Source organism: Streptomyces sp. NPDC111507, from assembly GCF_055638955.1.
Genome location: NZ_JBVKBU010000010.1, coordinates 111,386 through 128,264 on the forward strand (window position 1 = coordinate 111,386; position 16,879 = coordinate 128,264).

Here is a 16,879-nt window from a genome sequence, read left to right on the forward strand (position 1 = left end):
CAGCCTGACGGCCATGAACACGACCGCCCACCGTGCGACGCCCCCGGCCCAGCGATCCCATCGTCGTCGCGGTGGCCCCGCGCACGCCGACGGGCGCGGCCGGACGGGGAAGGGGCCTCTGCTGGGGGGCGTCGCCGCGCTCGCCGTCCTCGTCTCCGTCGCCGCCCTCGCCGTCAACCGGACGACGCCCACGACCTCCGGAAGCGACGACCGGCCCGCTGCCGCCGCACGGCCCTCCCGGTCGGCGCCGGACGAGCCCTCGAAGACACCGGACCGGTCGGCGAGGCCGAGCGGTCCGGCGACCGGAGCCGAGCACAGCAGGGAACCGGGCTCCAGGACCAGCGGGATGGGCGCCCCGTCCGCGGGTTCCTCCTCCCCGTCCGACTCCTCGGGCTCCGTCCCGTCCTCGGGCCCCGGCACGTTCACCACCGCGGGCGGCGGGAGCGGGACCGCGGGGCGGGGCAGTCGGCTGCTGCGCTACGAGGTCGTCGTCGAGGACGGCCTCAAGCAGTCGGCCGCCGATGTCGCCAAGCAGGTGGAGGGCATACTCGCCGACCCGCGGGGCTGGACGGCCGACGGCGAGAGCGCGTTCCGTCGTGTCACCGGCGGCACGCCCGACTTCGTCGTACGGCTCGCCACGCCGGGAACGGTGGACAAGATCTGTGGCCGGTACGGGCTCGACACCGGCGGTGAGGTCAACTGCAGCGGGGGCAAGGATGTCGTGGTCAACCTCAGGCGATGGCTGCTGGCCACTCCGGTGTACGCGCACGACGTGGCGGCCTACCGGGCGCTGATCATCAACCACGAGGTCGGCCACTTCCTCGGCCACCATCACGTGACCTGCCCCGGCGTGGGCAGGCCGGCCCCCGTGATGATGCAGCAGATCAAGGGCATGCACGGCTGCGTCCCCAACGTCTGGCCGTACGACAGGGAGGGCCGACTCATCACGGGTCCTGCCGTGTCCTGACCGGCCACTCTCACCGTCGGCGGGGCCACCGACTGGGCTTGCTGGAGGGGGCGAAGAGATTTCGCATGCTGCGACTGCATCGGCAGAGTCCTCGGCAACCCGCCACCGCATTCCCCACCTCTACGACGACGAGGACCTGCTGCAGGCCAGAACCTGCGGAAACGCGAGTAGTCAGGGAAGAGCGCTCGCGGTGGTGTGCACGGTGTCACGCAGGCGGGCGGCGTCCTGGCTCGGGGGCGCGCCGAACTGGCGGCGGTATTCCCTGCTGAACTGTGACGCGCTGTCGTAACCGACGCGGTGGCCGACCGCGGTGACATCGTTGGGGTGGGTGGCGAGCAACAGCCGGGCCTCCTGCAGCCGGATCTGTTTCTGGAACTGGATGGGGCTCATCGCGGTCACCGCCTGGAAGTTGCGGTAGAAAGCCGAGACGCTCATCCCGGACAACTGCGCCACGTCCTCGACCTTGAACGGCTGCGCATAGTGCTCGCGGATCCACCGCACCGAGCGCGCGACGTGGCTGAGGCTGCTGTCGGCGAGGCCGAGCTGGCGCACGATACCGCCCTGTTCGCCGGTGATCAGCCGCCACAGGATCTCGCGCTTGACCAGCGGCGCGAGCACCGTCCGGTCGCGGGGTTCATCGAGCAGGCGCAGCAGCCGGACCACCGCGTCGAGCAGCGGATCCGGGGCGTCGCTGACCGCGATGCCCGGCAACGCGCTGCCGCCGGCGCGAGGAGCGTCTCCGGGCCCGGCCTGCAGCAGCAGTTCGGCGACGACGGACGGTTCCAGCGTGAGACCGAAGCCCAGTGCCGGGTGCTCCGGGTCGGCGTCGATGAACTGGCCGGTGACGGGCAGGTCCACCGACGCGACGAGGTACTGCCCAGCGCCGTATTCGTACACCCGGTCCCCCAGCGCGAGGCGTTTGGCGCCCTGTGCGATGACCGCCAGCACCGTGCCGGTCATCGACGGCGCCGGCGGGTCGGACCGCTCGACCTTCGAGATGAGGACGCCGTCGATGGCGGTGGTCCACTCCGGCCGAGCGTGTCGGGCCAGCAAGGTGCGGAGCTCTTCGAGGTACATGCCTTCATTGCAGCACACGCCCTCTCGTCGCCTCCTGCACGGAAGAGGATTGTGCAAGGAACCGACAGTATCGTTCTACCGTTTCCGCAGGTCAGACCGCTTGAATGGAGTCACTGGAGTCCAGCTGAGAGCCAAAGGGCCTTCTGCTCCAGGACCAGCGCACCTGCACGATCCGTCGATCGCGGAAGAAGGTAGTCATGATCGTCAACCACGGATTCAACGCCACCCTGACCGCCAGGCCCGGAAGGGGCGACCAGCTGGCCGACCTGCTGCTGACCGGCCTGAGCGACGGCAACCCCGGCACGAGTGAACACTGCCTCGTCTATCTCGTCTGCCGTTCGGCGTCCGACCCCGACGTCGTCCATGTCACCGAGGGCTGGACCAGCGAGGAGGACCACCACCGGGTCTTCGCCGGCGAAGCCGCTCAGGCCATCGTGCAGCGGTTCGACGGGCTGCTGGCGAAGGACCCCGAGTACACCGACTACGTACCGGTTCACGGCAAGGCCGCCTTCTGAGGCCGCTGTTCGATTCCCAGCGCCTCCTCACGCCGGTGGGCAGGCGCCCTCCTCCCCTGACCATCCCGTACGACTCGACGAAAGGCAGTCACCGTGACTCTCGCACGCCCCGCCTTGGACCCCGAACTGGGTGCGCTGCTCGCCGACATGCCGCTGATGACCCACCTCGGCCCCGAACTGCTCGCGCAATTGCGTCTGCTCCCGTCGACACCGGTCGAGCCCCTGCTCGAAGGCCGCTCGGTCGACCGGCGCGAGGTCACCGTGTCAGGCAGGGACGGTGCACGGATTCCCCTGTCGGTCTTCAGCCCCGCCGGGGCCGCGCACGCCACCGGGGCGCCGTGCGTCTTCTGGATACACGGTGGTGGGATGGTCATGGGAGATCGCTTCTCGCAGATCGACATCCCGCTGGAGTGGCTCGACCTGTTCGGTGCCGTCGTGGTCTCCGTGGACTACCGGTTGGCGCCCGAAGTCAGCGGCACGACTCTGGTCGACGACTGCTACCAGGGGCTGCTGTGGATCGCCGAGCACGCCGACGAGTTGGGCATCGACCCCGCCCGCATCATCGTGGCGGGCGCCAGCGCAGGCGGTGGCCTCGCCGCCGGGGTCACCCTCATGGCACGCGACAGCGGCACCCTGCCGATCGCCGCCCAGGTGCTCATCTGCCCCATGCTCGACCACCGCAACGACACCACCTCGAGCCGGCAGTATTCCGGCGATCCCGGTGTCTGGACCCGTGAGATGAACGAGTTCGGCTGGCGCTCGGTGCTCGGCGACCTCAGGGACGAGCGGGTGCCCGGTCATGTCTCACCCGCAGTGGCCGACGACCTCTCGGGCCTGCCGACCACCTACCTCGACGCCGGCTCGGCCGAGGTCTTCCGCGACGAGGATGTCGCCTACGCCACCCGGATCTGGGCGGCCGGCGGCCAGGCGGAACTCCACGTCTGGGCGGGAGGCTTCCACGGGTTCGACGCCCTGTACCCGCAGGCACGTGCCTCGGCCGAGGCCCGCCGCACACGCAACGACTGGCTCGCCCGAGTCCTGTCCCCGGCCGCTGTCGCATAGCGAAGCCGGCGACGCCACACCGGCCGGCTATGACCGGGCCAGTCATGGCATTTCCCCCGTGACACCCGTGTTGCCCATGCCCGCGCCGGGCCTCGGCAGACGCTCGACCACACCCCAGGAGAACCATCATGAAGGTAGCAGTCATCACTGGCGCCAGCTCCGGTATCGGGCAGAGCGCGGCGATCCAGATCGCCAGGCGAGGAACCGGAGTCATTCTGACCTATGGCAACAATGCCCAGGGAGGGTTGGAGACGGCGGCCGCGATCGAGAAGGACGGCGGCACTGCCGTCGCGCTGCCGCTGGACGTCGGTGAGACCGGCGCCTTCCCGGCCTTCCGCCGGTCCGTGGTCGACGTGTTGCGCGACACCTGGCAGCGCGACACGTTCGACTACCTGGTCAACAACGCCGGCTTCGCGCATACGTCGCTGATCGAGGACACGACCGAGGAGATGTTCGACAGGCTGATGCGGGTTCTGCTCAAGGGCCCGTACTTTCTGACGCAACGCCTGCTGCCGCTCATGGAAGACGGTGGGGCCATCGTCAACACGAGCAGCAACTCGGCGATGGGATCCGGCCTGGAGCCCGGCTACTCGGCCTACGCTTCGATGAAGGGCGCCCTCAACGTGCTGAGCCGCTACATGGCCAAGGAGTTCAGCACGCGAGGCATCCGCGTCAATTCCGTTTCGCCGGGCTCGACGCGCACCCGGATCGCCGACGACGCCTTCGAGCGGTTTCCCGAAGTCATCCCGGCCCTCGCGGCGAAGACCGCTCTCGGCCGGGTCGGCGAACCCGATGACATCGGCATGATGATCGCCGCCCTGCTCTCCGAGGAGAGCCGCTGGGTCACCGCCCAGAACATCGAGGTGTCGGGAGGCTACAACCTGTAGCCCGATACGCTGACTCACCTTCACCAGAGCGACCGGAGACCGCCGTTGCCCGGGATGCATGACTTCGCGACCTGGGAGCCCGTGCTGCGGCTTCTGCGAACCGCCGACGCGGAGAGCATCGCCGCACCGGGCGGCTGTGTGGCGGGACGGATCGGCCGACACGGGTCGAGCCTGCCCCCGCCACGGCGACGCCCGCAGCCCGGACGAGCCCTCCAAGTCGACGACATGCAGGACGAGTTCGACGCGGTGGAGCGGGTGCGCGGCGCACTCGCGGACGCGGGTGTCGACGACATCTCGTTCGCGGCGGAGATCTCGCGCGACGGGAGTGTCATCCTCCACCTGCTCCACCCCAGCCTCGCGGCGGAGCCCGGTATCGGCCATGCGCATCCGGGTTCACTCATCCTGGTCGAGGATGCCGTCCCCGAGCCCTGGCGTCGCCTTCCCGAACCGGTCCCGCAGCGGTACCCGCCCCGTCGGTGGATCCGGCGTCGCTGGAGCGGACGCTCCGCGCGCGGATCCCCGATGCCATCGGCGCCACCGAGGCGGAGATCGCCGCCGCGAAAGCGCGCCTCGGCGTCGTGTTGCCCGACGAGCTGAAGATGCTCTACCGCGTGACGCGGGCGCGGTGGGAGGACTGGGGCGACGACTACGAGGCGGCGGAGCGCGTCTCCGATGCGGTCGGCTGCGAGCTCTTTCCCCTGGACGAGCTGTACATCGCCGACGCTCCGTCCCGTCCGTCCCCCTGGAGGTTCGCGGCGATGAAGGCGGTCGGCACCCCGCCCGACGCCGCGGTGCAGGGGTTGGTCGGCTCCCCCGGCTGGATCGTCTTCGGCGACAACGGCGGCGGCGACCGCATCGCGGTGGACCTGACACCGGGCCCGCGCTCACACACGGGACAGATCATCATGCTCGACCATGAGCAGGACGTCGGCGGAGACCTGCTCGCCGACTCCCTCACCGACCTGGTGTCGAACGGACTCGGCGAAGGGCGCCGGGGCCCTCGCGGGGACCAGACACCGGCCGTGGCCTGGGTCAACATCGGGAGCCTGAGCAGTGTCGAGGCCGCCGTCCATCCCGAGCTGGAGGTCCTGTCCATCGGCGTGTGGGAGGGTGAGCCGCTCAGCCTCGCCCCCGTCACCGGGCTCCCCCGCCTGCGGACTCTCACGGCCTACCCCGGTACGCTCGCCGACCCGCTGGAGATCGCCGAGCTGACCGGGCTCGAGTTCCTGGGACTCGGGCCGGAGGATTGGCGCGTCCCGCACTCTGCCGGGGCCGTCCCGCGTAGCCTGTCGGCCGCCTCCATCGAGATCCACGGCACCCGCCACCCGCTCCCGATCGTGGCCCTCGCCAACGAACTCCTCGCCCTCTGGGACCGCCCGCTGATCACTCGGACGACCCTCGAAGGCAACCTCGGCCCCCTGGCATAGACCGGGTCGCTCCGGCGGGTCTTCGCCTCGAAGTCCGGTCCGCCACAACCCATTCACGACCCTTTTTGCGAATCGCCAGGATTCCCTCGTGAAGCGCCTGCGGACCCACACCGGTCGACATCGCCGTGACGCAATCCTAGTATTTATTCTGTTTCCTCACGTTATCCTGCCGTGCGTAGCGCCATAGCCACGACAAGTAGGAGGCAGGCTCCGTGGTTGAGTCGCAGTTCGTGATCGCCCCGCCCGCCAAAGCCGCCCTGTTCCTCGTGTGCACCATGGCACCTGGCGGCGAGCCCGCTGTTCGCGACCTGCTCCAGGATGTGGCCGGGTTGCGACGATCGGTCAGTTTCCGTGCTCCGGACGCGCAGCTGAGTTGCGTCGTCGGCATCGGCTCCGCCGCCTGGGACCGGCTCTTCGCAGGACCCCGCCCACGCGATCTGCATCCGTTCGTCGCGTTGACAGGCTCCCGGCACCGAGCCCCGTCCACCCCTGGTGACCTGCTCTTCCATCTGCGAGCCCACCACATGGACCTCTGTTTCGAACTGGCCCAGTTGATCGGCGAACGCCTCTACGGAGCGGCCGCCGTGGTGGACGAGGTGCACGGTTTCAAGTACTTCGACGAGCGCGACCTCCTCGGCTTCGTCGACGGCAGCGAGAACCCCGAGGGCCGGGTCGCCGCCGACGCGGTGTTCATCGGTGACGAGGACCCCGATTTCGCGGGCGGCAGCTATGTGATCGTGCAGAAATACGTGCACGACCTTGCCGCCTGGAACGCGTTGCCCACGCAGGAACAGGAAAAGGTCATCGGCCGCACAAAGCTGGCGAACGTCGAAATGCCGGACGACATCAAGCCCGCGGACTCGCATGTCGCACTGAACACCATCACCGACGCGGACGGAAACGAACGGAAGATCGTCCGTGACAACATGCCGTTCGGCAGCATCGGGCAAAGGGAGTTCGGTACCTACTTCATCGGCTATGCGCGCACTCCCGAGGTGACCGAACAGATGCTGAGGAACATGTTCCTCGGTGACCGCCCCCAGACCCACGACCGGATCCTCGACTTCTCCACGGCGGTCACCGGCTGTCTGTTCCACGTACCGAGCACCGATTTCCTCGACGACCCACCCGCCGCGCCCACCGGTGCGTCGGCGACCGAGGGTTCCCTGGGCATCGGCAGTCTCAAAGGAGCCTGATCACGTGTCCACACCCAACGGTACGAACAACCTGCACCGCGAACTCGCGCCGATCACGCCCGAGGCATGGGCACAGATCGAGGAGGAAGCCCGCCGTACCTTCCGGCGCAACGTGGGGGGCCGCCGTATCGTGGATGTCACCGGACCCGACGGTCCCGCGCTCGCCTCGGTCGGCACCGGCCATCTCACCGGCATCGAAGGGCCTGGACCGGGCGTCACCGCTCTCCTGCGCCAAGTACAGCCCCTGGTCGAACTGCGCGTCCCCTTCAAGGTCGGTCGCGATGCGGTGGACGACGTGGAGCGCGGCTCGAACGACTCCGACTGGCAACCGGTCAAGGACGCGGCGCGCGCCATGGCGTTCACCGAGGACCGGGCCGTCTTCGAGGGGTACGAGGCAGCGGGCATCGACGGGCTGCGCCGGCGTACCTCCCATCCGGTGCACGGCCTGCCGGCGGAGACACGTGAGTATCCGGATGCCGTCAGCCGCGCGCTGACGACCCTGCGCCTGGCCGGAGTCGCCGGCCCGTATGCGCTGCTGCTGGGCGCCGACGCGTACACCCTGGTGAGCGAGACGTCCGACCACGGCTATCCGATCACGGAGCACCTCAGCCGGATGCTGGACGCCCCGCCCATCTGGGCGCCCGCGGTCGACGGCGCATTTCTGCTGTCCACCCGCGGTGGGGACTTCGAACTGCGGCTCGGTGAGGACCTCGCGATCGGCTACACCGCACATGACGCGAACGAGGTCGAGTTGTACTTCCGCCAGAGCCTGACCTTCCTGGTGTACACCGACGAGGCTGTGGTGGCACTCGGCTCGTGACCGCACGGCGCCCGCGCATCCGTGGATGGCCCTGGGAGACGGCGCTACGGGTCCTACGCGGCGCCCAGGGACTGCACCGTCACGGTCGTCCGTCCGTCGGGCGCCTCGTAGCTGACGGAGTCACCGGCACGGCGGCCGAGCAGTGCGCGGCCGAGAGGACTGTCGGTGGTGACCAACATCTGGTCCAACGGCTCGGCGACGTCGCCGATCTGGACCGTCTCTTCGCCGCCGTCCGGGAACCGTACGGTGACGGTGCTTCCCAGGCCGACCACGTCGGTGCGGGGCGGACCGGCCTCTGCCGCCCCGTCCAGCCGCACGGTGATCTGAGTGATACGGGCGTCGAGGCGGTCCAACTGAGTGGCACGCTGCAACTCGTCGGCCTGGTCGGCTGTGTCTCCCGCTGAATCTGCGTCGCCCAGGGTTGCCGCGACCGCGTTGCGTTCGGCGCGCAGATCCGCAAGCTCCTGTTCGAGCGCCCGACGGGCTTCGGCGCTGATCGGCCCGGCTTCACTGGTCATTCCTGCTCCCGTTGTGCGGGTGGAACAGCTGGGTGACGATGGGCGATTCCGCTGTTCGCCATCATAGTCGCGAGCTCGCCGCGCCGCGTGAACCGATGTGCCCCGGGTAGGAAACGGGGGCTCGGACGGGGCCGGTCGGCCGGTCACGCGAGGAGGAAAGGGACGGTTGGGCCATGACGCTGGAGCAGGCTGCCTGGAGCGCGGTGGACGCGGTCGTCGTGTACGACGGGCGTCTGCTGATGGTGGCCGCGCAGGACGACTGGGGGTTGCCGTCGGGCGCCCCGCAGGCCGCCGAGTCGGCGCAGGCCGGTGCGGCGCGCCTGGTGTACGAGCTCACCGGGTACCTGGTCGACGGCACATCGGTGCTGCGGCCGCCGGGGACGGCTGGAGAGGAGGCACGGCCCGCTGTGGTGTGCCAGCTGTTGAGCCAGGCCCCCTCGGCGGAAGCGCGACTCGGCCCGGAGCAGATCCGCTGGGTTCCGTTCGCCGAAGCCATCGACGCGGGGCTGCCCGAAGCCGTGCGGGACTACCTGGTGGGCCATACACCCGTGTAGGGATGCGGGCGCGGCATTTATCAAGATCGGTTCCTGATTTCAAGTCACGCTGTTCCGTGACATGACGCGAAGCCTCTCGGTGAAGTTTTCTGGATGCAGAATTTCTCGGATTAGGAGATTCTCATGCAGGTCATCACCATCACTGCCGCCGTCATCGTCGGGGCATTGTCCAGCATCACTTATGTGCAGTACGCCGCGTCACGCAACCCAGGGCGGGCGATCCCGCTGTTCTCGACCCGGCTCGCGCTTTTTCCCCTATGGGCCGACGTCACGTTCACGACGGGCTGGATCGTCAGCTCATTCACGCTCATTTTCGTGCTGCCGATCTGGGTGGGGGTGACCGCTTGCTGCGGGGCCACGGTGCTCCCCTTCGAGGTGATGCGCCGCCGTCACAACCGCCAGGTCAAAGGCCGCGTGCTCACTCCGTGAGCGCGCCACGGACACCCAGTGGGAGGATCCATGTTCAACAGGCTCAGCAAGTTCAGCGTCGCCGTCACGGTCGCCTCCAGCGCGCTGGTGCTGGTCACCGGGACCGTATCGAGCGCGATGCCGGATACCACCGACACCGCGGTCGTGGCCCCGCCACCGGTGACGGCCCCCAACCCGCCCCCTTATAAACAGCTCGCTCTCAAAACCCTCGACCAGGTCGTGCAGGGAAACTTCGTCGCCGTCTCAGCGCGCTTCGACGAGTCGATTCGGCAAGAAGGAAATCCCGCGGTTCTCGCGAACGCCTGGAAGGAATACCAGGATCAGCTCGGTTTCGGTCGCTACCAGTCGCACGGAGCGCCCCGGCAGGTCGTATCCGGCGATCGGACGGTGGTCGACATACCACTGCGCATGGCCAAGCAGCCCGGAGATTTCCGCGTCGCCTTCGACGGAAAAGGGCACATCGAAGGTCTGTGGTTTCTCAAGAAAGGAGTTCCCGTCCCGTAGGAGCTCGTGACACGATCACGACGCGTGGACGTCCCGTACGCCCGGCCGTGGGCGGGACTCCGTCACCCCTGGTCCCGCTCTCGCCGTGCCGAGCAGCCACGAAGCACTACCGTTGTGGCTTGTGAGCGTGAACATCCGTTTGTCGCTTTCCGCAGTCCCACGGCTTGCCATCTCGGTCGTCGTCGGAGCGGCGGTCGGCGTGGCCGTCGCCTTGGCCAGCGACACACCGCTGGCCATTCTCGCGGGTATCGCCGCGACCCAGACATTCTTCGTGGTGGTCGGCTGGATCGTGCTGTGGCCCATGGACGCCGCCTCGACCCGAGGCAACGCCCGACGCGAGGACCTGCGCCCCGTCCTCGAGGAAATCGTCGTCGTCACCGTCGCTCTGTGCGGTCTGGTCGGCATCGTGGTATTCCTGCTCGGCAACTCCGACACCGGCCATGCCGCGACGGCGCTGCTGGGTGTGTTCATGGCCTGGGCGGCACTGCATCTGATGTACGCCACCCGCTACGCGTACGTCTACTACGTGGATTCCGGGGGCGGGATCGATTTCAACTCCGACCAGCCCCCGGCGTACCGGGACTTCTTCTACTTCAGCTACAACCTCGGCATGACCTACCAGGTCTCCGACACCGACGTCTCCAGTGGGACGATCCGCTCGATGGTGCTCCGGCACACATTGCTGTCGTACGTCTTCGGCACCAGCATTCTGGCTACCGCCATCAACCTCTTCGCAGGAATCCTCGTTCACTGATCTCGAAGAAGTGGGCATGTCCCACCATCACCGCACCGAATTGACGCGCGTACTCTCGCCGCGCGGCGCGCTCACTCTGCACGCAGTGGACGGAGCGCTTCTCTTCGCTCTGCGCGCGGCGCTGGCCATGGCACTGCCCGCGGTGCCGTTGGTGCTCTCCGGACGAACCGCGCTCGCCGTCTTTCCCATGCTGGGCGCGTTCACCACCACGTTCGGGCGCAACCTGCCCTACCGCCGTCGTGCCCGCGTCCTCGCCGTCGCCGCGGTGGCCATGACGATGTGCGTCGGCCTTGGTGCGGCGCTCGCCGCACTGACCGATCCGCAGGCGGGAGGTCTCGGCGCTGCCGTGGTGATCGCCGCGATGGCGGTCACGGCCGGCCTGGCGAAGTTCCTCTGCGACGCGACACGGCTGAGTGGCCTCGGTGCCGTGCTGATGCTCTTCTCGTTCGCCGTGGCGGCCAACGGCCCTGCCGACCGGTTCACCGACGTACTCACCCAGACGGGGCTCGCCGCGACAGGCGCCGCTACCGCCTGGGCACTGGCACTGGTGGGCTGGGTCGTGCACCCGGACCGCCCGCAGCGGCTGGCGGTGGCCGTGGCCCTCCGTGAACTCGCCGACCTGCTGGAACAAGGCGGAGGAGCCCATGGCGCCGGGCACACTCGGCACCGGGCAACCGCCGCCGTCCTACGGGCGTACCAGGCGCTCGGTCTGAGCCCCCTGACAACCGTTCAGCGGCACGGCGAGCGGAGCGGGACATATGTTTTCCTGACCGACCTCGCCTGGTCGCTCCTGATCACCTCCGCGCGCCGACGGGATCCCGACGCCCCGACAGCGCGGTACCTGCGTGTGCAGGCTCGGTACCTGACCGTCAGGTACCGCCGACCCCCGTCCCCGCTGCCGCACCCGATGTTCCAGTCCGCCTCGTCCGCTCGATACGCCCCGTCCGCAGATACGGCACCCGGCCATCCGGACGAGGCCGGTCCCGCGGCCCGGCGCGCCGCCGAACTGACCGTGGGCACCGGTGCCGGCAGCCCGGGCCATGTCGCGGTACTTGTCGTCCCCGCGTTCCGGATGACTCTCGGCACCGGCCTGGCGGGTGGGCTGGCCGCGTTCCTGAGTTTTGGACACGGTTACTGGGCCGCGCTGTCCGCGGCCGCCGTCCTGCATTCCGTCAACGTCCGCTCCACCTTGGAGCGTGCCCTGCAACGCACCCTGGGCACGGCGGCCGGACTCCTGATCGCGTTCGGCGTGCTGGTCACCCACCCGGCGCCGACAGCTCTCGTCGCCCTGATCGTGGTCTTCGAATTCCTGCTGGAATACACCGTGGCCCGGAACTACGGCCTCGGCGTCGTCTTCCTCACGCCCCTCGCACTGCTGATGAGCGACCTGGCATCCCCGGCCCCTGTGGGAACGCTCGTCCACGACCGGACGCTGGGCAGTGTCCTCGGCATCCTCATCGGTCTGGCATGTGCCCTGCTGGTCGTCCACGGGCGTCCGGCAGCACGTGTGGAACGAGCGCTGGCCGCGTGCGGCGAGGCATCCGCACGCGCCGAACAGGCACTGGCCGACGCCGCCGCCGTACCGCACCCTGCCGTTCAGACACAGCTGGCCGTGGCAGTGGTGGAACTGCGTGAGGCGGACGACGCCGCCGCCGGGGAGCTGTACGCGGCGGATGTCGACCCCGCCCAGCTGGCGGCCGCGGAGCAGCGCGCCTATGTGCTGCTCGAGCGCCTTCATCGGACCACCTGAGTCCCCGATTGAGAGAGCCACAGGATGGTTGTAGCGTTTCCACATACTCCTTCGGCGGCAGATACGAAGGGTCGATGAGCATGACAACCTACGATGCCGACAAGGCTGTCGCGGAAGACGAATCGCCGCACGGCGCGGAGACACCGGCCGGGGACGAGGGGCCCACCACCGAGAAGCAGCCGTCGCAGCGGGCCTACCATCATCCGGCCGCCGGCTGGGGTGCCGCCAAGAGCGTCACGCACGTCCTCCTGCGGGAACACACGCTGATCGACGGGCCACGCGCCATCTTCAAGATGAACCACGAGAGCGGGGGGTTCGACTGTCCGGGCTGCGCGTGGCCCGACGACACCAAGGGTCTCAAGCTCGACATCTGTGAGAACGGCATCAAGCACGTCACCTGGGAGATGACGCCCAAGCGTGCGGGACGTGAGCTGTTCGCCGCGCACTCCGTCTCGGAGCTTGCGACATGGACCGACTTCGCGCTGGAGGACACGGGCAGGCTGACGGAGCCGATGGTCTACAACGAGGAGACGGACCACTACGAGCCCATCACCTGGAAGGCCGCGTTCGAGCTCGTCGGAAGCGAGCTGCGGGCCCTCGACGACCCGAACCAAGCCGCCTTCTACACCTCGGGGCGCCTCAGCAACGAGGCGACGTTCCTGTACCAGTTGATGGCCCGTGAGTACGGCACCAACAATCTGCCCGACTGCTCCAACATGTGTCACGAGGCGTCCGGACGCGCCCTGCAGGCGTCGCTCGGCACCGGAAAGGGCACGGCCGACCTCGCCGACTGGGAGAGTGCCGACGCCCTGTTCATCATGGGCGTCAACGCGGCCTCCAACGCTCCGCGCATGCTGACCGCGCTTGCCGAGGCATATCGGCGGGGTGCGCAGATCGTGCATGTCAATCCACTCATCGAGGCGGCCGCCACCCGGACCATCGTCCCGCACGAGTTCGTCGACATGGCCCTGTTCAAGTCGACGCGCACGAGCACGCTCAACCTGCAGGTCCGTTCGGGCGGCGACATGGCGCTCCTGCGCGGCATGGCCAAGGCGGTGATCGAGGAGTCGGCCTCCAACCCGAGGGCACTCGACCGCGAGTTCATCGATCGCCACACCCAGGGATTCGAGGAGTACCGGTCCCTGTGCGAGGCGACACCGTGGCAGGAGCTGGAGCACCAGTCCGGGCTGACGCGCGCGGACATCCTGAAGGCCGCCGACGTGTATTCGCGGTCCGACCGGACCCTGATCAGCTGGTGTCTGGGGGTGTCCCAGCACGAACACGGTGTGGACACCGTCCGGGAGATCGTCAATCTCCTGCTGCTGCGCGGGAACCTGGGGCGCGAGGGCGCCGGGCCGTCACCCGTGCGCGGGCACAGCAACGTGCAGGGGAACCGTACCTGTGGCATCGACCACCGGCCCACACCCGAGTTCCTCGACCGGCTCGCCGACGTCTGCGGGATCGACCCGGCCCGTGCGCACGGGCTGGACACAGTCGGCGTCGTCGAGGGAATGCACCGGGGCACGGTCAAGGTGTTCGTCGGAATGGGCGGCAACTTCGCGATGGCCGCACCCGACACCACGTACACCGCCGAAGGACTTCAACGCTGCGGACTGACGGTCCACGTCAGCACGAAGCTCAACCGCAGCCACGTGATCCACGGCAAGAAGGCACTCATCCTGCCGTGTCTCGGCCGGACGGAGAAGGACCACCAGCGCCGTGGGCCGCAGGCCACGTCCGTCGAGGACTCCATGAGCATGGTGCACCTGTCGCTCGGCATGAAGCGCCCGGCGTCGCCACATCTGCTGTCCGAACCCGCCATCATCGCCTGCATGGCGCGGGCGACTCTTCCCGACAGCGCCGTCCCGTGGGAGCAGTACATCGAGGACTACGACCGTATCCGGGACACCATGGCCCAAGTCCTGGACGGCTTCGAGGACTTCAACCGCCGCGTCCGGCTGCCGCTGGGGTTCCGGATCAGGCAACCGGCCCGCGAACTCGTCTTCCTCACCCCGTCCGGCCGGGCCGAGTTCTCGGCCGCCGTACTGCCGGATGTCGTGCCCAAGGACGACATGTTGGTACTGCAGACGATGCGTTCCCACGACCAGTGGAACACGACCATCTACTCCGACGACGACCGCTACCGGGGTATCAAGAACCTGCGCACACTCGTCCTCATGAACCGCGCCGACATGCGCTCCCGCGGCATCACCCCCGGCAGCCTGGTAGACATCACAGCCACCTCCAAGGACGGCACCAAGCGCTCCCTCACCGGGTACCGGGCGTTGAGCTACGACATGCCCCGAGGCTGCGCGGCGGGGTACATGCCCGAGATGAACGCCCTCATCGGCGCTGCCGACTACAGCACGCAAAGCGATCAGCCACTGATGAAGAACGTCAATGTCCGTGTCGCCCCGAGCCGGCTGTGACATGTGGGAAGCGAGATCGTCACGGGTCTGAGCCCGGTGGGTCGCCGTCGAGGGCCGCGGCACGGAGGGCGGCTGCCACACGTGTGACCGGTTCGCTCGGCGGGTGGGGAAGACGGGCCAGGAACAGACGCCGCTGCTCCTGGGGCCCACCGCGCACGGGAAGGACGCGAACCCCCGGTGGTGCCGCCTGGATGAGTGCGGGCGGCACGGTGGTCAGCCCGCACCCGGCGGCGACGAGGTGAAGCTTGGCCAGCCAGTCGCGGGCGGTGTGGGCGATCTCGGGGCGTTCGTCCAGACCGGGCCACACCCCCATCAGCCGGTCCTCACCGGAGGAGGAGCCGGCGATCCAGCGCTGACCGCGCAGATCGGCCACGTCGACGAAGTCGCCGCGGGCGAGCGGGTGGGTGGCGGGCAGCGCCAGACACAGCGCGCGTTCGGTGAGCGTGTGCAGAGCCAGTGGGGGCGACTCGGCGTCCGGCGGCCGGAAGGGCGGCGCCGACGCCAGAAGGGCGAGGTCCAGGCTGCCGGCCCGCAGGGCGCGCACGAGCGCCGGGGTGCTGCCTTCGCGGCTGACGATGTGCAGGCCGGGGTCCGTGCGGCGCAGCGCGACCAGGGCTCGGGGCAGCAGGACGGCCCCTGCACTGGGGAACCATCCCAGCCGGACCGTCCCGGTCTGCCCCGGCAGGCCGGACAGTTCGCGCGCGGTCGCGTCGATCTCGTCGAGCACGGTCGTCGCACGGCGCATGACGACGAGGCCGGCCGCGGTCAGCCGTACTCCGTCGCGCCGCCGCTCCAGCAGCTCCGCTCCCGCCACGCGTTCGATCGCGGCGATCTGCCGGGACACCGCCGACTGGGTGTAGCCCAGCGACGCCGCGGCCGCGGTGAAGGTCCCCTGTTCGACCACCGCGCGGAAGACGCGCAGCGCGGTCAGCGACACATCCGTGAAGTCCATGACGCTTCCAAATCCATGATCATTGATCACGTGCCCATGCCGATTGCGCATACTAGCTGTGCCTGAATCTCGTTGGACTCATGGGCGCGGCGTTTCTAGCGTGGCATGCATGAACGCTTCGCGAATCGCCCTCGTCACGGGCGCCAACCAGGGACTCGGTCGTGCGCTCGCCGAAGGGCTGGCGGCCCGTATGGACTCCGACGACCTCGTACTGCTCACCGGCCGCAGCCACCAGCGCGTGTCGAACGCCGCTCGCGAAGTGGCACAACTGCCGGGCACACGCAGCCAGGTCCAGGCCCAGGTCCTGGACGTCACCGACACCGACGACATCGCCCGACTCGCCGACGAACTCCGGGCACGGCACGGCGGCGTCGATGTCGTGCTCTCCAACGCCGTCACCCGGCTGCTGCCCGAGGAGTCCCAGGCCGAGCGCGCCGACGAGTTCATCGACGTCTCCAACACCGCCACCCATGCGATCCTGCGCTCGTTCGGCCCCGTCCTGCGTCCGGGCGGCCGACTGATCGTCGTGGCCAGCAGCCTGGGCACCCTCGGTCACCTCGATCCGCGACTGCACCATCTGTTCGACGGGGCAAGCCTCGACCAGGTCGAGTACGCCGTCGAGTCCTGGCGCAGCGCCATCCACAACAGGACCGCCGAGGAGGCGGGCTGGCCCCGCTGGCTGAACGTGCCCTCGAAGGTGGCCCAGGTCGCCGCCGTCCGCGCGGTCGCGGCCGAACGCCGCGAGCGCGACCTCGCCGACGGCACCCTGATCGCCTCCGTGTGCCCCGGCATGGTCGACACCGCCACCTCCCGGCCCTGGTTCAGCGACTTCAGCCAGGCCCAGTCGCCTTCCGAGGCCGCCCGTGCGGTGCTCGACCTGGTCTTCACCGAGCACGTCGATCCCGCCCTCTACGGCGAGCTGATCCGCTTCGGCAAGGCCCTGCCCTGGCACGACGGGACTCCGCCGGTGGAGCAGGACCGACTGCTCAGGCCCTGACCGCGGACGATCGCGCGCGGATCAGCACACGGCAACGGCGC

At 68.9% G+C, this 16,879-nt stretch carries 16 protein-coding genes and 1 pseudogene; 14 read left to right on the forward strand and 3 right to left on the reverse strand.

The window, feature by feature from the left end; translation table 11 throughout:
- The first annotated feature begins 13 nt into the window (after positions 1–13).
- Positions 14–967, forward strand: a complete 954-nt coding sequence (locus ACZ7M2_RS33565; protein WP_471598497.1) for a DUF3152 domain-containing protein — start codon at positions 14–16, stop codon at positions 965–967.
- 171 nt (positions 968–1,138) lie between these two features.
- On the opposite strand, the gene ACZ7M2_RS33570 is transcribed toward ACZ7M2_RS33565, so the two are convergent.
- Complete coding sequence (locus ACZ7M2_RS33570; protein WP_471598498.1) at positions 1,139–2,044, reverse strand: AraC family transcriptional regulator; 906 nt, start codon at positions 2,042–2,044, stop codon at positions 1,139–1,141.
- A 197-nt stretch (positions 2,045–2,241) separates the two neighbouring features.
- Here ACZ7M2_RS33570 and ACZ7M2_RS33575 point away from each other — a divergent pair, with 197 nt between their 5' ends.
- The 6 genes and pseudogenes from ACZ7M2_RS33575 (at position 2,242) to ACZ7M2_RS33600 (ending at position 7,951) form a co-directional block, all read left to right on the forward strand.
- Entirely contained in the window at positions 2,242–2,559 is a 318-nt protein-coding gene (locus ACZ7M2_RS33575) for a putative quinol monooxygenase (protein WP_352048845.1), read from the forward strand.
- A gap of 93 nt (positions 2,560–2,652) precedes the next feature.
- Positions 2,653–3,621 carry an alpha/beta hydrolase gene (locus ACZ7M2_RS33580; protein ID WP_471598499.1) on the forward strand — a complete coding sequence of 323 codons (969 nt, stop codon included), beginning with the start codon at positions 2,653–2,655 and terminating at the stop codon, positions 3,619–3,621.
- 128 nt (positions 3,622–3,749) lie between these two features.
- Positions 3,750–4,508 carry an SDR family NAD(P)-dependent oxidoreductase gene (locus ACZ7M2_RS33585; protein WP_471598500.1) on the forward strand — a complete coding sequence of 253 codons (759 nt, stop codon included), beginning with the start codon at positions 3,750–3,752 and terminating at the stop codon, positions 4,506–4,508.
- 45 nt (positions 4,509–4,553) lie between these two features.
- Positions 4,554–5,935, forward strand: a pseudogene (locus ACZ7M2_RS33590) (SMI1/KNR4 family protein).
- 212 nt (positions 5,936–6,147) lie between these two features.
- Positions 6,148–7,131 (forward strand): Dyp-type peroxidase, encoded by a 984-nt coding sequence (locus tag ACZ7M2_RS33595; protein WP_471598501.1) that lies wholly within the window; start codon positions 6,148–6,150, stop codon positions 7,129–7,131.
- Positions 7,132–7,135: 4 nt separating this feature from the next.
- Complete coding sequence (locus ACZ7M2_RS33600; RefSeq protein WP_471598502.1) at positions 7,136–7,951, forward strand: family 1 encapsulin nanocompartment shell protein; 816 nt, start codon at positions 7,136–7,138, stop codon at positions 7,949–7,951.
- Between the two features lie 53 nt (positions 7,952–8,004).
- Here the strand turns inward: ACZ7M2_RS33600 and ACZ7M2_RS33605 are convergent, their stop codons facing one another.
- Positions 8,005–8,469 carry a GreA/GreB family elongation factor gene (locus tag ACZ7M2_RS33605; RefSeq protein ID WP_471598503.1) on the reverse strand — a complete coding sequence of 155 codons (465 nt, stop codon included), beginning with the start codon at positions 8,467–8,469 and terminating at the stop codon, positions 8,005–8,007.
- Positions 8,470–8,642: 173 nt separating this feature from the next.
- Here ACZ7M2_RS33605 and ACZ7M2_RS33610 point away from each other — a divergent pair, with 173 nt between their 5' ends.
- The 6 genes from ACZ7M2_RS33610 to ACZ7M2_RS33635 all read left to right on the forward strand — a co-directional run bounded on the left by ACZ7M2_RS33610 (position 8,643) and on the right by ACZ7M2_RS33635 (position 14,889).
- Positions 8,643–9,023, forward strand: a complete 381-nt coding sequence (locus ACZ7M2_RS33610; protein WP_471598504.1) for an NUDIX domain-containing protein — start codon at positions 8,643–8,645, stop codon at positions 9,021–9,023.
- 123 nt (positions 9,024–9,146) lie between these two features.
- Positions 9,147–9,452, forward strand: a complete 306-nt coding sequence (locus tag ACZ7M2_RS33615; RefSeq protein ID WP_471598505.1) for a hypothetical protein — start codon at positions 9,147–9,149, stop codon at positions 9,450–9,452.
- Positions 9,453–9,482: 30 nt separating this feature from the next.
- The gene (locus ACZ7M2_RS33620) at positions 9,483–9,956 is read left to right on the forward strand and encodes a hypothetical protein (protein WP_471598506.1); all 474 of its coding nucleotides are present in this window, start codon (positions 9,483–9,485) and stop codon (positions 9,954–9,956) included.
- A 127-nt stretch (positions 9,957–10,083) separates the two neighbouring features.
- Positions 10,084–10,710 (forward strand): DUF1345 domain-containing protein, encoded by a 627-nt coding sequence (locus ACZ7M2_RS33625; protein WP_471598507.1) that lies wholly within the window; start codon positions 10,084–10,086, stop codon positions 10,708–10,710.
- Between the two features lie 16 nt (positions 10,711–10,726).
- Positions 10,727–12,460, forward strand: a complete 1,734-nt coding sequence (locus ACZ7M2_RS33630) for an FUSC family protein (protein WP_471598508.1) — start codon at positions 10,727–10,729, stop codon at positions 12,458–12,460.
- 80 nt (positions 12,461–12,540) lie between these two features.
- The gene (locus tag ACZ7M2_RS33635) at positions 12,541–14,889 is read left to right on the forward strand and encodes an FdhF/YdeP family oxidoreductase (protein WP_471598509.1); all 2,349 of its coding nucleotides are present in this window, start codon (positions 12,541–12,543) and stop codon (positions 14,887–14,889) included.
- 19 nt (positions 14,890–14,908) lie between these two features.
- On the opposite strand, the gene ACZ7M2_RS33640 is transcribed toward ACZ7M2_RS33635, so the two are convergent.
- Positions 14,909–15,841: a LysR family transcriptional regulator gene (locus tag ACZ7M2_RS33640; RefSeq protein ID WP_471598510.1), complete on the reverse strand. Its 933-nt coding sequence runs from the start codon at positions 15,839–15,841 to the stop codon at positions 14,909–14,911.
- 109 nt (positions 15,842–15,950) lie between these two features.
- Between ACZ7M2_RS33640 and ACZ7M2_RS33645 the strand changes: the two genes are divergently transcribed.
- Positions 15,951–16,838, forward strand: coding sequence for an SDR family NAD(P)-dependent oxidoreductase (locus tag ACZ7M2_RS33645; protein ID WP_471598511.1), 888 nt, complete (start codon positions 15,951–15,953; stop codon positions 16,836–16,838).
- The last annotated feature ends 41 nt before the right edge of the window (positions 16,839–16,879 follow it).